The organism is Maritimimonas sp. 2210JD6-3 (genome assembly GCF_056591795.1).
Genome location: NZ_JBWQOJ010000012.1, coordinates 24,462 through 41,005, shown reverse-complemented (window position 1 = coordinate 41,005; position 16,544 = coordinate 24,462). Strand labels below are relative to the sequence as shown.

At 30.5% G+C, this 16,544-nt stretch carries 14 protein-coding genes; 2 read left to right on the top strand and 12 right to left on the bottom strand.

Annotated features, from left to right (window positions below):
* Nucleotides 1-6: 6 nt before the first annotated feature.
* The 10 genes from AC1EUY_RS07290 to rnpA form a co-directional block, all read right to left on the bottom strand.
* Nucleotides 7-807, bottom strand: a complete 801-nt coding sequence (locus AC1EUY_RS07290) for a glycosyltransferase (RefSeq protein WP_480194855.1) — start codon at nucleotides 805-807, stop codon at nucleotides 7-9.
* On the bottom strand, nucleotides 780-2,030 hold the full coding sequence (locus tag AC1EUY_RS07285) for an O-antigen ligase family protein (RefSeq protein WP_480194854.1): 1,251 nt from the start codon (nucleotides 2,028-2,030) through the stop codon (nucleotides 780-782). The genes AC1EUY_RS07290 and AC1EUY_RS07285 overlap by 28 nt, the downstream gene beginning before the upstream one ends.
* Nucleotides 2,014-3,144: a glycosyltransferase gene (locus AC1EUY_RS07280; protein ID WP_480194853.1), complete on the bottom strand. Its 1,131-nt coding sequence runs from the start codon at nucleotides 3,142-3,144 to the stop codon at nucleotides 2,014-2,016. The genes AC1EUY_RS07285 and AC1EUY_RS07280 overlap by 17 nt, the downstream gene beginning before the upstream one ends.
* Complete coding sequence (locus AC1EUY_RS07275) at nucleotides 3,145-4,209, bottom strand: O-antigen ligase family protein (protein ID WP_480194852.1); 1,065 nt, start codon at nucleotides 4,207-4,209, stop codon at nucleotides 3,145-3,147. It abuts the gene before it with no gap.
* A gap of 214 nt (nucleotides 4,210-4,423) precedes the next feature.
* Nucleotides 4,424-5,188 (bottom strand): glycosyltransferase family 2 protein, encoded by a 765-nt coding sequence (locus AC1EUY_RS07270; RefSeq protein ID WP_480194851.1) that lies wholly within the window; start codon nucleotides 5,186-5,188, stop codon nucleotides 4,424-4,426.
* The gene (locus AC1EUY_RS07265; protein ID WP_480194850.1) at nucleotides 5,151-6,476 is read right to left on the bottom strand and encodes a lipopolysaccharide biosynthesis protein; all 1,326 of its coding nucleotides are present in this window, start codon (nucleotides 6,474-6,476) and stop codon (nucleotides 5,151-5,153) included. Before AC1EUY_RS07265 ends, AC1EUY_RS07270 begins: the two co-directional genes overlap by 38 nt.
* 25 nt (nucleotides 6,477-6,501) lie before the next feature.
* Nucleotides 6,502-7,527, bottom strand: coding sequence for a hypothetical protein (locus AC1EUY_RS07260; protein WP_480194849.1), 1,026 nt, complete (start codon nucleotides 7,525-7,527; stop codon nucleotides 6,502-6,504).
* A gap of 5 nt (nucleotides 7,528-7,532) precedes the next feature.
* Entirely contained in the window at nucleotides 7,533-9,209 is a 1,677-nt protein-coding gene (locus AC1EUY_RS07255) for a DUF6909 family protein (protein WP_480194848.1), read from the bottom strand.
* A gap of 74 nt (nucleotides 9,210-9,283) precedes the next feature.
* The gene (locus AC1EUY_RS07250; protein WP_480194847.1) at nucleotides 9,284-10,918 is read right to left on the bottom strand and encodes a S41 family peptidase; all 1,635 of its coding nucleotides are present in this window, start codon (nucleotides 10,916-10,918) and stop codon (nucleotides 9,284-9,286) included.
* A 36-nt stretch (nucleotides 10,919-10,954) separates the two neighbouring features.
* Nucleotides 10,955-11,326: a ribonuclease P protein component gene (gene rnpA, locus AC1EUY_RS07245; RefSeq protein ID WP_480194846.1), complete on the bottom strand. Its 372-nt coding sequence runs from the start codon at nucleotides 11,324-11,326 to the stop codon at nucleotides 10,955-10,957.
* Between the two features lie 91 nt (nucleotides 11,327-11,417).
* On the opposite strand from rnpA, the gene AC1EUY_RS07240 reads away from it, so the two are divergent.
* Both AC1EUY_RS07240 and AC1EUY_RS07235 read left to right on the top strand, forming a co-directional pair.
* Nucleotides 11,418-12,596 carry an acyl-CoA dehydrogenase family protein gene (locus AC1EUY_RS07240; RefSeq protein WP_480194845.1) on the top strand — a complete coding sequence of 393 codons (1,179 nt, stop codon included), beginning with the start codon at nucleotides 11,418-11,420 and terminating at the stop codon, nucleotides 12,594-12,596.
* A gap of 19 nt (nucleotides 12,597-12,615) precedes the next feature.
* On the top strand, nucleotides 12,616-13,020 hold the full coding sequence (locus AC1EUY_RS07235; RefSeq protein WP_480194844.1) for a hypothetical protein: 405 nt from the start codon (nucleotides 12,616-12,618) through the stop codon (nucleotides 13,018-13,020).
* A gap of 337 nt (nucleotides 13,021-13,357) precedes the next feature.
* On the opposite strand, the gene AC1EUY_RS07230 is transcribed toward AC1EUY_RS07235, so the two are convergent.
* Both AC1EUY_RS07230 and recO read right to left on the bottom strand, forming a co-directional pair.
* On the bottom strand, nucleotides 13,358-15,823 hold the full coding sequence (locus AC1EUY_RS07230; protein WP_480194843.1) for a TonB-dependent receptor plug domain-containing protein: 2,466 nt from the start codon (nucleotides 15,821-15,823) through the stop codon (nucleotides 13,358-13,360).
* Nucleotides 15,824-15,825: 2 nt separating this feature from the next.
* Nucleotides 15,826-16,542, bottom strand: a complete 717-nt coding sequence (gene recO / locus AC1EUY_RS07225; RefSeq protein WP_480194842.1) for a DNA repair protein RecO — start codon at nucleotides 16,540-16,542, stop codon at nucleotides 15,826-15,828.
* Nucleotides 16,543-16,544 lie beyond the last annotated feature (2 nt).

Sequence of the window (16,544 nt, the reverse complement as noted above, 5' to 3'; positions counted from 1 at the left end):
ACTCTCTCACTTAAAGTTTTTGTTAGTGATTTTCCATTTGTAAAAGTATTGAAAAATAGATTTTAAATGATAGAAGAATAGTTTAATTTTTTTTGAAGATCCTTTTTCAAATTTATGTGTAATTTTTACCATTGGATAGTACAAATTCTTTTTACCAATTACAATACTTTTTCTACAAATATCTACATCTTCCATATACATAAAATATCGTGAGTCGAATCCATTTAATTTAACAAAGTCTTTTGTTTTGTATAGTTGAAAACACCCTGAAAGATATTCTGCAAAGAATGGTTGAGAAAGGTCTTTATCTTTATATTGCCCTTTATTAATTAACCTTTTAAATAGTGGTTTTAAAAAAGAAATTCTTCTAACTATCAGCTCAAAAAAAGAGGGAAATCTGCGACAAGAATATTGATGTGAACCATCTCTATATTCTACTCTTGGGGCAATCATAGCTGTATGTTTTTTAGGTTTCAAAACTTCCATCAGCTTAATTAATACTTGTGGTTCAAAACTAATATCTGGGTTTAGTATTAAATGAAATTCTGAATAGTTTCTAATTTTCTCGATTACATAATTGTGGCCTGAACCAAAACCCATATTTTTATTCAAAAAAATATAGTCTATATCTGTACGTTTAAATGCTTCTTTTAGGTTATTTGAAGGAGAGTTGTCTATTAAAAAAAGTTTTTTGTCTATTGGTGTATTAAGAAAACTATCTACGGCCTCTTGTAGTACTTTTATATCATTATTGTATAAAACAATAGTCGCTGTTAATGTTATTCTGTTTGACTCGTTAAAATACATCTCTTTATAAAAAGGGAATTAAAAAATGAATAGAAAACTACACCGTTGATTCTAACCAATAGGTTTTCTGTTAAAAAACATATTAATATTAAAGACATGAAAGCTATATACAAATAATCGCTTTTTATAATTGCTAACTCAACTTGTTTGTACATCGCCAAAACAAATAGAAAAAAACCAAAAAAACCACTTGATATCAAATAATGCAAATATTGATTGTGTGTGTTATAATTCGTAATGCCATAAGCATTGGTATTAAATTGGTTATAACATTTATTTAATTCGTTTTGAACATTCCCTAAACCTATTCCAAATAACCAGTTCTCTTTAACTATTTGTAAACTACATTGATAAATACCTACTCTTATATTTGTGGAGTTATGTTTAAGTCCTACAGGAGGAACTAACTTCGTTTCTTTTATTTCATCAATCAACCTAGATTTTAAAAAAGGATTTGTGAGCACCGAAATTACAAATACCCCTAAAGTAACAAATACAATTAAAAATTTAGATCGTTTATTTTTTATTTTAAAAAGTAAATACATAACTAATGCAAAAACAAATGCGATAAACACAATTCTTGCAGATAGCAATATTGTTGTTATAAGTAAAAAAATTGTGACGATTATACCAATAAAAACGATCCGTTTGCTCAGCTTTGTTAGATTATTTATGATATAATCTATTAAGAATAAAAAACTGTACATAAACCATATACCAACATACGTTGGATGTAGTTCTTTAAAAGTGTTTTTTTCTAATTGTTCACGTATGGGTAAGTTCCAAAAAGTGACCTCATTTAAATCGGTATAAACATTTTTAGAAATAAGATAGTAATGAATATATAATGCAAGGGTAGTTGATGCTAGTACAAATATAAAATTGATGATATTAAATACTTTTTTAGGAATTCTTGGAAGTGCTATAAGTATTACAACTGGTATAATAATTAAGCTTAAACTACTTTGTAATTTTTTTAATCCAAACAGCATATTATCTGAATATAGTATTGCAATTACGTTCCAAAAATAAAATGCTGTTACAAGTAAAAACCATTTTTTTCCTTTATTAAGATCTTTTTCATTTCTTTTAGAGGTATAAAAAAAATAAACTCCAAGAATTATTATTAAAAAAATGGATATCGAAATCATTCCCATTGTTAAAATAGGAAGCAAGGCAAGTGGTATTAAAAACCAAAATTTGAGATTAATCTTTTTTAGCATCTAAGTTATTTAGAATTTTATTAAAAAGATCTTCCCAGTTTTGCGAAAAAGGTTCTTTTATAAAAAGCTCTATTTTTTTAGAATAGTTAACTTTGCCGTTCACAAAATCAGTCATTATACATGCTAATTCTTCATAAGAATATGGGTTGAAAAACTTGGCTTTATGATAGTTTCCTAAAGTTTCGTGAGCATATGGTAAATCTGCTAAAAAAATTGGTTTGTCAAAACTTTTAAACTCTGTTATAGGCAAACCCCATGTTTCTAATCTGGAAGGGAAAAGCAATCCATCTACTTTAGCGTAATATTCAAAAACCTCTTCTCTAGATAATAAACCAATGAACCTAAGACCTACAAGATTTTTGTATTTTCTTACTATTTTTTTAGCATAAGCATTCAAATCATTATTAATTGTAAGGTAAATTATTAAATTTTTCTGGATAGACTTAGGCAAAGTACTATATGCTTTACAAATTATTTCAAAATTTTTAAATGATCTTGGGTAACTTGGAAAAAATAGAGTCTTGTAACCTAAATCAACCGTTAATTTTTGAGACTTATTAATACTATTTTTTTGGGTGTCGGGATGTGCTACAATTACATTGTTAATGTTAAACGTTCTTTTGAATTCTTCACGAATCCAGTCTTGTTGCACGATCACATACTTATTTTTTTTGATATTTATTCTATATAAATGCTTGTAACAAAATGAAAACAGTACTGGCACAAAACCATAAATAACATCACTAATTTTAGGAGTAAAAAAAGGCGAAGGATTATGACAATAAACAAATTGGTGCCTGCTCTTAACGTTTGGTGTAATATCATGCATAGATAACCAGTATTCGGCCTGTAACGAAATAGAGAGTTTTTTAAAATAGTAGTATTCATAATATAATCTTAATAACCAATACTTTCTAGACTTTGGAAACTCTAAAAACTCTATATTATCGAAATTCTTGTAAAGACTTTTTTGATGTACAAGTGCAATAATTTCAAAATAATCAGAAAACTGTTTGGAAAGAATAGATAATGCTTCTTGCATAATAGTTAACGGACCTCCTTCAAAAAGGTTTATGCCGCTTACAACTAATATCTTCTTTTGGTCTAAAATCATTTATTGATCAAAATTATTTGCATAAAGCTTTAACTCTTTATATGTATAGTAATACAGCAATAAAAACAACGAAAAACCCATCATTGTGTAATGTCCTTGCCTTAACAATCTAATTAAAATTAGCACAAAAATTCCATTGCTTATCAACCATAGTTGCGTTTTACTGATGGTTTCTGTATTATCAAAATGATTTTGTTTGCATCTCTTTGAGAAAATTAAAAACATAAAAAAGAATGTGCCAATAAAGCCTATTTCAGCTAGCATTCTAAACAACATACTATTAGCATCACTTCTATTAATCTTGTAATACTTTCTGAAATTATTACTCGGCACTACTTTGTATAAATACCTATCGTAATTATATTCATAAGTACCTAGTCCTGTGCCAAATAAAGGATTGTTTAAAAATGCTTCTTTTGTGACTTTGTAATTGCTATACAAAGCATACGTGCTTAAATTGGTTTTTTCTATATCATCACTAGATATCTCTTCATCAAAAAATAGTTTTAATGTATCATCTACTCTAAACTTTATATCTGGTACTGTATATAAATAGAATGAAGAAATAAAAAACAAAAGCATTGAAATAACTACAACTCTTGGTGATTTTAAAACTGAATACTTATAATTGACAATGAAAATTATAGAAATGAGTAAGCCGAGATATCCTATAGCAGATCTTGATAATAAAAATATAACTAGGATTAATATACCTCTTCTAATTGAAACTAAATCAGTCAACTTAAAAAACCTAGCAATTATAATAAAAATTACTGGCATAAAAGCGTAAACGAGAAAGGAGGGTTCGTAAAACCAAGATTGGATTCTTGCAAAAGTATCTACTTTATATACACCCATATCAAAGCCTAAATAACTATAATCTGAACCTAGTTTAAAGCCCAAAGATTGAGATAGAAGTTGTATTAATCCAACCACTGCAGCTAAATAAATAAATTCTATATAGTCTTTAATAATTTTTATAATATCGTATTTGTAATCATTTAATAATACATAGGAAACAAAAAAGCTGAAATATATGAGAATTGCTTGCTTAAAAACAAGCATCGTTGGTGATCCTTTTATTATAGAAATTAGTAAAGACGTTGCTATAAGTAAGAATGAACCTGTTAAAAAATTTTTATTGAAGTAAATTTTTTTATTTACATATAGAGAGTTTATTATGTAAAGTATATAAACGATATAATTTACCCTAAAATCAAAACCTAGATTTATCGGGATAAATAGATTATCTAATAGGAAGAAAAAAAGGATTAATTTTTTAACTTGAAACTTCACTGAATAAATTTCTGATTCTGTTTATTAATAATGCCTGATAGTAAAAATAAATGCTTAAAAAACTATTATATTTATTTTCTACTCTTACTAAGTGGGCTTCTAACAAAGCTTTATTTATCTGAGTTGTACTAACACCTCCATGAGAAAAATTTGTAATTGTTTTATCTAAGTATTTGATAGTGTAATTTCCTTTTAATATTCTTAGAAGAAAATCATAGTCTGAACAAATATCATACTTAAGTGAATAGCCTTGTAGTTCATTATATACTGATTTTTTAATAAATGATGTAGGGTGAAAAAAAGTCATTTTTTTAATCATAAAAATTTTAGCAGAAGGTTTTATTGTTTTTAAAAAACGATTGGTCTTAGAGTAAACATTCATATTGCCATGTATATAGTCATATCTTCCGCTGTCATAAGCGTTTTCAATACTACTTATGGCTTCTTTTTCATACCAATCATCACTTCCGATAATACCAATTAATTCACCCGTGGCTAGATTAATTCCTTTATTTAAAGCATCGTAAATACCATTATCTGGCTCGCTTATATATATATATTGCAAATTGGCTTTCTTAAACTTCTGATTGTAAGACTTTATGATTTCAAATGTCTTATCTTTAGAATTTCCATCTATTACTATGTATTCTATATTATTCGAATTTTGATCTAATACAGAATTTATAGTTCTTTCAATGGTCTTTTCAGAATTAAGACATGCTGTTATAATTGAAATTTTTATAGGCATTTAAAATCTTATGTGATTGAATTGGTAAAAATATAGTATTGATTAGTATACTACATATTGTACCTATTATTATTCCTGAGCTTCCTAATCCAAAATTCTTTACTAAAAAAAATGATACTGGTATATTTATAATGGCTCCAAAAACATAAAGCCACATTTGTAAATTTATTTTGCCAATACCATTTAAAAAATACATATAAATTAAACCATAAACTCGTACCATAACAAAAATACCCATAGAAATAATCAAAAGATTTTCAATGTAAAACATCTCACCTATCCAAAATCTTAAAATTAATTTTGCGAATAGCATTAATAAACCAGTAACAAATAAAAGTAATATAAAAAGTTTGTTTAATTTTTTTAATGTTTTCCGAATCCAGTTAAAGTCTTTCTTTTGAAAAGCATCAGAAAACAATGCCCAAAAAGGTTCTAAAACTATCAATGAGAGCGTTATTAATGCCTGAAAAAGTTTTAAAACTGTATCATATTTAGTAACTTCTTGAGGATTAATTAAGTAAGAAATCAAAATATTATCTGTTGCAAATATTACGATAAGACATAATTGAATTATAAAAAAACCAAAACTTAACTCCATTAGATCAGTTAGCCTATTTTTGTTAAAGAAATTTATATTTGGAGATAGTTTTTTATTACTTCTAAAAAAAATAATTGTAAAACATAATCCAACTAGCATATTTAAAAGACCATAAATAAATGCTATGTACTTCAACGATCCGTTTAAATTATGTAAAGCATACAGCAAAAAAACAAAAACTAGTACTCTGTATAAAAGAACTGAAAACTCAACGAACGCTGCTTTCTGAATAGAATAGTATAATACTTTATATAAAGAAACAGTAAAATTCATAACAACGAATACTAAAGTTACTAGAAAAGTATCTTTTACAACAGATGCCTCAATTGCACTAGAGATGTTTAATAGAGCTGGTAAGTCAACAATAATTAATAAGATAAATCCAATTATAAAAAAGATTAATGCTATTATAAAAATTGAAAAGTAAGCAGTAGAAATATATTCTCTAGCAAGTTTAAAATTATTCGCGCTAATCGCTTTAGATAACTTAGTTTTTAAACCATTTGATATCCCTCCATCAATAAAGAATAAAATATTTATTATTGAAAAAATAGTAACCCAAACACCATAGCTTTCTCTACCTAAAAATTTTAACAGAAATGGTATTGTAAGATAGACAATAACTATATTAAACACTTTAAAAATTACACTTAAAGAAACATGTTTATACAAAATTGCATTCCGATTCATTTAGGCTATTTTGTAAGTGCTTTTTCTAATAACTTTTTAAGTAAGTATTAACTTTCTTCAAGAAAATAAATATAAAACTAAGACCCAGAGCAAGTAAACCTATTATAAACGTATATTTTTTTGTAACACCTCGTTCTTTGGCTCCTACCTCATTAAACACAGAAACCACATTCAATATATCAGTAGTATTTGCTTTCTCTTTATTATTATCTATTAATTCTTCTCCGAGTTCAAGACGTTTGTTAAAAAGTTCTATTTCTCCTATTTTATCAGAGCGCTCTGCCAACGAAATAGTTGTGCCTTGACTTAACTTTTTAGCCTTTGATAGTAAAACCTCATTATATACTTCACGCAACGTATCAACTTCTATTAAAGATTTTTTAAGTAGTCTTTCATTTTGAAGCAAATTATCATCATTAATAAGTTTTTGATTTTTAAAATAAGCATTATTCTCAATAGAACTTATAATAGGTTTACTTATTTTAGAAAAAATATCATTCTGTTCAGATTTTACCTTTATAGTGTGGTAGGTATAATCATAATCTGTAAAATTTCGTTTAAATTCTTTAACATCAATATTTCTAACGGTAATCGTATCAATTTCTTCAATAAATTCATCGAATAGCGCTAGCTTTTCATTTTCATTTCGTATTGGAGTAATATAAAAACCTTTTAATTTTGAAGCCTCAAGTGTAGAAATACCTAATGCCTTTGCCAGCATATCATTATCTTTTTGTTTTACTAATTCGTGGTAAAAATTAATATTATTATACAGCTGCTGTGTACTTTTAAAATTGGGTTCAATCACCATCTCAGAAGCATATATTGGCTTTTTAGTGAGATCTAAAAACAAGCCTATTCCTCCTCCAATAAGTGCTGCTAGCCCTAACTTTATGGCATTACTTTTAATAAAGATTAAAAATAATATTAAGTAATGAAAAATTGCCTTAAAGAAGTTGCCAATGGCCTTAAAGAAATTAGAAAATCCTTTGCCAATAATTTTAAATAAGTTTCCTAAATCTACTTCTTCGTTTGTATTTGGTTGTGACATCAGTTTTAAAATATTTGTTCTAATATTTTTTGAGTAATTGCATAGGTAGGTCGCACGCCAGAGGTACCTAATCCTCCTGAGGCTAAAGTGCTTCCTGTCTCTAAAGGATTATCAGAAGCATAATAGGCATATCGTACTTTTACATTTTCTGAAATATTCCCTCTAATTTTTGACGCCGATTGAATTGCTTTTTGGTAATGTGCCCCTTCCATTTCAAGACCAATGGCTCTCCAAGTAGAATCATGAAAAAAAGCTAGTAAGTCTTTGTTCTGTAGTGAGGTTCCCAGTACAGTGACCATCGTGCCTTCATACACATCTACACCAAAACCTTCTAAATCTGCTTTTTGCAATTCGTTTTTAAAAGGATAATTATCTGCCGTTCCTTCAAAAATATGTGCATCAGGTATCATGATATCACTCTTTCCTCCTTTCAAAATACCCGCCTTACCCATAATCGAAATTGATTCAACATTCATATGATGTATCTCATTTGTAACGCATACGTAGGGCTTCAACAATTCATCCATCGTTTCATAAGCTTGTTCACCAAAGGCATAATCCATTACAATAATCACAGGCATATTATCTTTAGAGGTCTTTGAAATTTTATACGCTGTTTTCTCAAAATCTATCTTAGATGTGTCGATTATTTGTACATTTATATTGGTACCCGAAGTGTCTTTTACATAAAACAAGCCCATTTTAGAAGCGTTTTCTTTCACTTTTACCCGCAAAGCTTCGTTAGCATTATCACTTAATAGTTCAAATAATTCAATTCCTTTATGTTTTTTCGACTCTTTAGGTAATATTGCTGAAGCATAAATAGAGTTCATTACACTATGCATGTTTGCACTAATTATGTGTAATGGTCTTTCAATTAATCCTTCTTTATCAAGTACACTCTTAATATTATCTGCCCAAATTTCACCGTAAATATGATGTCCTATACGCTCACGTAACGTTGAGCTAAATGTAATTGTTCGTTTTTTACCTTCAAGTACTTCATTTAGGGCTAATTGTCCTAACCAAAAAATAGTATGAAAAAATCTATATGGCTTAGCTTCGGTTGCAAAATCACTATCAATGTCTTGTACTTCTTCAAAAGTGCGCCCAAGAATGGTGGCAACATGGGTTAATAATACTTCATGCTCTTTTTGAGTGAGTTTTTTATTAGCAATAACTACCTCTTTTAATTGATCCCATTCTCTTATGGTGCTTTCATCTTCATCAATGAGTATTTTATCTTTAATCTTATGCGATTCAATAAAAAGAAATGTTAAATGTGTTAATACATCATAAATATCTGATCGTCCTCGTGTAATTTCAATATTCATCTGGTCACGATCTATCCTGTAACAATTACGCCTTCTCTTCGGAGGAATTATTGCTTTAAAATGTGAGTCTTTATAGCCTTCATCTGACGTTAAATTAATGAATTGACACTCTTCTATTCCTTCTGGTAAACGATCTAAAACATAGGTAAGACCATTCAGTTCAGCTTTTTCGTCAGCAATAGAACCATAAATTTCTGGACGCAGCAATAGAAGTGATTCTCTTAATGTTTTACCAGAAACACCCATCGGTTTGTAAAAACCTCTATTAAATAGGTGGCGCATGGTTATATACATACGCTCAATAGCATTAGAAGATTCTCTAGATTTGGTTCGAATATTAATAGTCATTCATATATTTTGAACCAAATATATCAATTCTTTACTTAAAAAGACACTATAAAAAATAAGGATTCGGTAGAATTTTAATTTAAAATTCTATTATACTTATCGCTATTTTTCAAAATAACTACAGCTTCATTTATAGCTTTATCTTTGTGTACTTTATTGATATATTCTCCTTTTTTGTAGTAATACCTCTTAACGATTTCGTTTTGTAGTCGTTGTTGAATTTCTTCCTTATTCGATATTAACTCTTTAAGTTTTGCTGCTTTTAGTTTTTCTTTTAACATTTTAAATTCGGCTTGAATTGCCGTATTGTATTTTTCTTCGGATGCTTTTGAAATCGCAGTATCAAAATAAGTGTCTGTAACCGTATTAAAGGATATATTTTCCGAATTTAAATATTGGGTGAAAGCATTAAAATCTTCATTTGATATCGAGTAATCTTTAGCAGCGTTTATAGAGGGGTTATCTGTATAGTATTTCGTTGCAAAATCAAAAATAGCATGCGATTTTAATAAAGCTTCAGTGGCTTTTGTTCTTTCTATTCTATTAAATTTTATATCGGGTTCGATACCCCCACCATCATACACAGTTCTTCCGTTTCTTGTTTTAAACGGGTTTCTCTTTTTATCTGAAAACTTCGGAATATCGCCATTATCGTTTCTATTGGTATAATCTAATTCTTGGATACTTCTTCCACTTGGTGTATAATATTTAGAAATAGTAAGCTTTAACTGAGTACCATACGTAAGTTTTCTATAACGTTGTACCAAACCTTTTCCAAAAGAACGCTCTCCCATAATAACGGCTCGATCGAGATCTTGTAAAGAGCCTGCTAAAATCTCAGAAGCAGAAGCAGAATTCTGATCTATGAGAACAGTAATCGGTATATCAAGATCTATGGGTTGTCTTCTGGTTTTATAGGTGTCACTCCATTTTTTAACTTTTGCCTTGGTGGTTACTACAATCTCATCTTTAGGTATAAAAAAGTTTACAATTTCAATAGCCTCATTCACTAAACCTCCACCGTTTCCCCGAATATCAAGAATGAGTTTTTGCATGCCTTGTGCTTTAAGGTCTTCAAATGCATTTTTTACTTCAGAAGATGCTTTTTGATTAAATTTTATAAACGAAATATATCCAACCTCATCATCTATCATTGTGTAGTAAGGCACTGGGTTAATTTCTATTTTTTCTCTTACCAAATCAACATCAAACGTTCGGTTTTCTCTTTGAATCTGAAGCTTAATTGCTGTATTGGGTGCACCTTTTAGTAAAGATGCTGCTGCATCATTCTTACTATCGGTAACAACAATGTCATCTACTTTTATAATTCGATCTCCTGCTTTCAATCCTGCTTTATCGGCAGGAGCACCTTCATGAGGTTCAACAATCGTTAATTTTCCATCGATATATCCTGAAATAGCTCCAATACCTCCATATTCTCCTGCCGCGTTAATTTTAGCTTGTTCTACACCCTGTTCGTCATAATAGACGGTATAAGGGTCTAAATCTTTGAGCATGTTTTCAATAGCTATATCGGTTAGTTCAGCTGGGTTTGTCTCATCGATATAATACATATTTAACTCTTTGAACAGTGTCGTATATATTTCTATTTGCTTCGCTACTTCAAAGAAATCTGATTTGTAAGAGAGTGTTAGGGTTGTTACCAATAACAACAACACAATTATGCTTATTTTTTTGAGCTTTTTCATAAATGCAGTGTGGTTTTAACCAGAATATTCAAGATATTATCGAACCTTATTCAGAAATTTTTTGAATAAGATTGCCATTTTATCCTCTAACAGAACGTATTTCTGCTCATTTTCGTCTAAATAAATGAACATAAATATATATTTTTCATCTAATTCGTCGTATAATACGTGTTTTTGCTTACGATAACACTCTCTTAACAGCCGTTTTATTCTATTTCTTTTTACTGCTAATTTTACTTTTCTCTTAGGTACTGAAAATCCTGTTTGAAGTATAAATTCACCTGTATGTTCAATTTTATGATACACAAGTTTTACAGGGTAAGTAGAAACCGCTTTACCCTCTGTAAATAACAATTCTATGAGCTTTTTGCTCTTTAGTTTTTCACTTTTATCAAATGTAAATCGCATTACAACAAAAGTAACTAATAAAATAGTTTCAAAAACAACTTTCGTAAAAGGCTATTATTGCTATTTTTGAACATTAAATTTTTACTTTATTATGGGTCAAGATCTATTTCAAGCACCAGATTATTATCAGTTAGATGAATTATTGAGCGATGAGCATAAGCTTGTGCGAGACGCCGCTAGAGAGTGGGTAAAACGAGAAGTTTCTCCCATCATTGAAGAATATGCACAAAAAGCTGAGTTTCCTGAGCAAATTATTAACGGCTTGGCAGAAATTGGTGCCTTCGGTCCTTATATCCCCGAAGAATATGGAGGAGCGGGATTAGATCAAATTTCGTATGGATTAATCATGCAGGAAATTGAGCGAGGCGATTCTGGAGTGCGTTCTACCGCATCGGTACAATCTTCTTTAGTGATGTACCCTATATGGAAATATGGCAATGAGGTACAGCGCAACAAGTATTTACCGAAATTAGCTTCGGGCGAATGGATGGGTTGTTTTGGTCTTACTGAGCCCGATCATGGTAGTAATCCGGGGGGTATGGTCACCAATTACAAAGATATGGGAGATCATTATTTGTTAAATGGTGCGAAAATGTGGATTTCTAATGCGCCTTTTGCACAAGTGGCTGTTGTTTGGGCAAAAAATGAAGAAGGTCGTATTCATGGGCTTGTTGTAGAACGTGGCATGGAAGGATTTACAACACCCGAAACACATAATAAATGGTCACTTAGAGCATCTGCTACTGGAGAACTTATTTTTGACAATGTAAAAGTGCCTAAAGAAAATTTACTACCTAACAAATCTGGCTTAGGAGCGCCATTAGGGTGTTTAGATTCTGCGCGTTATGGTATTGCCTGGGGTGCAATTGGCGCCGCTATGGACTGTTACGATACCGCTTTACGCTATAGTAAAGAGCGCACACAATTTGGTAAACCTATAGGGCAGTTTCAGCTCCAACAGAAAAAGCTGGCCGAAATGATTACCGAAATTACTAAGGCACAATTATTGACTTGGCGCTTAGGTGTGCTTCGTAATGAAGGTAAAGCAACTTCTGCACAAATATCGATGGCAAAACGCAATAATGTCGATATGGCCATAACTATTGCCCGTGAAGCACGGCAAATTTTAGGAGGTATGGGTATTACTGGCGAATACAGTATCATGCGCCATTCTATGAATTTGGAAAGCGTAATTACTTATGAGGGTACGCATGATATTCACCTATTAATAACAGGTTTAGATATCACTGGATTAAGTGCATTTAAGTAATTTTCATTATATTTAATGTATGAAAAAGGTACTATTATTAGTAATCTTTATTACTGTAAATTATACTGGTTTTTCACAACCCGTGATATCTGATGATGGGCATCCAGAGCATCTTGTTGCAGGTGCAATTATAGGTGGAGGTGTTTCGTATTTAGTCTATAGAAAAACAGGAAATAAATTGAAGTCATTTTTAATCGGTGCCGCTACCGCTACTGCTTTAGGCTATGCTAAAGAAGCATTAGATCCTTCATTCGGACGCGTAAGAAGTGACAAAGATTTCGGATATTCTGCTTTAGGTGGTCTTTTAGGAGCAGGAATCGTTTTTCCATTACGAAAACGCCAACCTAAAAAAACACCTAATATTGCTGCTTCTTTTGAGAATACAATTATGTTAGATGAGTTCTATGTGCCTATTACAGACTAGTGTGTATTCATCTTATCTAAGATTTCTCATCGCTATCAATAGGCTCTTTCGAAATGACTATAAAGGCTATAGTGTCATCTCGAAATGGGTGAAGCGATTGAGAGATCTAAATATTTAAGAAGCTTTTTGTAGTATGTCAAAACAAGGACAACGCTTACATCTACTGTCTTTCTTGTATTTTTTGCAGCATTTGGTTTTTAACCTCTTTTCTGAAGCTATTTTTTTTATTGATCTTTTTAAGGTATGTTTCTCTTTATGAGGAGCAATAATCAACATGTATTCTGTAAAATATTGTTGCAAATATACGCTTATTTAGATTTAATAAAAATAAAGTTTTTTAAAAATTCGTCACTATAGAAAAAGAAAAGTTTCGCCCAGGGGCACTAACACCTGAGGCAAATTCTCTATAATGTTCATCTAAAATATTATCGAAATTAATGCGTATATCGATTGCTTTCGTAATACTATATTTAGCATTTGCATTCAGGGTCATCCATGAAGGTGTGCCATAATATTGATCGGCTAAAGAAACTGCTGTTGAGTTTATCAAAGGTGTTTGTTCAATATTATCTATGCCCTCGGTTATATTATAATATTTGGTTCTTTTTCTTCCGTTAAAGCGAATAGTAAAACCTGTTTCAAATCTATTTTTGACATAATTTACTTCTACTCGGCCAAATAGCGGTGGAATTGAAGATAAGGGCTCATTTGTATCATAAGCTTTTCCTTTGGTGTACGTAATCGATCCTTTAGTAGAGAAATTAGTGCCTAGGGCTATTTTAGTATTAAATGTACCTCCTATTACATATGCATTTCCTTTGTTCACATTAGCAAATACATTAGCCGCTTCTCCATCAAAAAGTATTGTAGCATTTCCATTTAGTGAAAACTCCTCTCTAAAAATATAATTGTTTAGCAATGTATAATATCCTGTAAAACCAACAAATGATCTCTTATTATTGAAATAACTTAATACTCCCAACTCGGCATTATAGGCATATTCTGGTCTTAATTGTATGTTTGGAACCGTTACATTTCCTGCTTTTTCTCTTACTTTTCCTACATCATCTATATTAGGGGAGCGAAATCCCGACGATAGCACTGTATTAACTCTCAGATTTCTTGTTGGCTTATATACATACCCTAATGTAGCCGTAAAAGCTGAATTTGCTAAATAAATATCGTTATCTGGCAATGAAATAAACGTTTCATCAATCCACTTTGCATTTAAATAGGTATCTGTAAAACGCACACCAGTATTCAAGGTAGATTTATCACTAATATCTTGTCTGTAATTTATATAAGCTGCTGCACTTGTGTACGAGCTTCCTCCATCAGCATATCTGGCTTGTACAGGAAAAGTGCCCAAAATTCCCGTAATTTGATTCCCGTTTACTTCTAAGGTTTCTCCTTGGGGAGTCGAACTAACTTCATTATGAGTAACTTCTACTCCGTAAGATAATATACGGTCATTGTCTTTAGTAAGCGGTACATAAAAATCTCCGTTAATACTAAACACATCGACTTCTTCATTTCTACTCGTTCTATCTAAACTACCAAACCTTCGATTGATACGCGATTCTTTAATATTTTGATATGCTGCTGTAATCGTTCCGTTTTTAAGCCAAGAAAAACTAGGATTAATCTCTAACTGAGAGGATAAGAGTAACCTTTGTTGTGGTCCATAATACCATTCTGCAAATCGCAATGCTCCATTTCGACGTTCAGTTAATCGATCAAAACGCGGTATGTTTGATGAAGTACCGTATTGAAAATTTAGGGTTAGATCTGTTTTATCGGTTATTGGAATAAAAAACTTCTGTAAAAAATCTGTTTGATTATATCCTGTATTTCGCTGAATAGTAGCATTTGAATTTGACACTGGTAATTCATTAAAAAAAGTAGCTGTATTATTAGAATATTCAGTTACCAAGCCCCAATTTTCAAAACCATGATTTCGATTGCTTCCCATTCTTAGATCTCCAAAATTGCTATAAGAAAAGTTAGTATATGACGCGAATTTTTTTAATTGTAATTCTATTCCTGCTTGTATTGTTTTTTCATCATTTACAGTACTATATCTAGAAAATAATGAAGTATTTAGCGTTGTAATATTATTCGTTCTTGGCTTTTTAGTGTAATAATGAATTACACCTCCTAAAGCGTCAGATCCGTAAATAACTGACGACGGGCCGAAAATGATTTCTGTTCTTTCTAATTGATTTGGAGATACCGTAATAGCGTTTTGCAAATGTCCTTTTCTATAAATAGCATTATTCATTCGTACTCCATCGACCACGAGCAAAACACGATTCGCTTCCATACCTCTTAACACAGGGCTACCTCCACCAAATTGAGACTTTTGAACTTTAATTCCAGGTACCTCAGCTAATAAATCTGCAGATGTTTGAGGAGACATTTTTACAATCTCTTTTTTAGAAATAATAGCTACTTCTTCAGCAATTCTTTTAATAGATTCCCTCCCCTTTGATGCCGATAAAAACACTTCTTCTAACTGCTCTGTTTTGCTCTGTAAATACACTATTCGCTCTCTTACAAGCTTACTTTTAAGTGCCCTGTATTCTTTGTAAGCAATGTGCGAGAATGTTAGTATTTCATTCGCATTAAAATCTGCAAGGTCTATGATGCCATTTTTATCAGAAACTGCTTGTTTTGTTTTATCTAGATTATAAACAGCAACATTGTAAATAGAAAATGAGGAAGTGCCATCAAGAACCGTAATTTTTTGAGCAAAAGACATGCTTCCAACTAGCAGAATGATACAAAGTAGCGCCTTCTTCATGTTCAATCAAACACAGATTTTAATACAGTTAGTGACTTAGGTTTACTAAATATCGGCAAATGTAATTCAAAATAGCTTAGCATAATCTCTAAAAGTTCTTGCCGTTCGTTTCCACTGATTTTTAACGAATTAATAGTATCAAAATTTATGCCGAGTAGTTGTTTGAATAGTGTTAATTTTTTTCCTGTTATAAATGATCTTCTAGGCTCTAGTAATGAAAAATAACCTTCTTCTAAATCGAAATAATGATACGCTGTATGTTCTTTATCAGGAAAAAAACCTAAATGTTTAGACAATTGTATTAGAAATAGTAAATGAAAATTTGACGCTCTCTCATGTGTGTCTAACCAAATTAATGAAGTTTCTAAAAACGTAAATAGTTGTTGATTTTCTTCTTCTTCTTTTAGTGATTTTGATAAAACTTCAGCTAAAAAAATAGCTATTGTTTGTTTTACAATATTTGTTGAAAGGCTGTAATACGGATAAGATATCTTTGCTTCTTTAATATAATTTAGATTTCCCTTATTATTGTGATTCGCTACCAATTCTAACTGCGTTAATGGTTGAAAATAAGCAACTTTTAATTTTCCTTTTTTTGATTTTAAAATCCGTTTAAGTAAATATGATTTTAATCCTTTCTCTGTATAGCATTTTACGATGAGATCACTTTCTCCATATTTTACAGCACTAATAACAATAGCTTTAGTTGTTACCAACATGA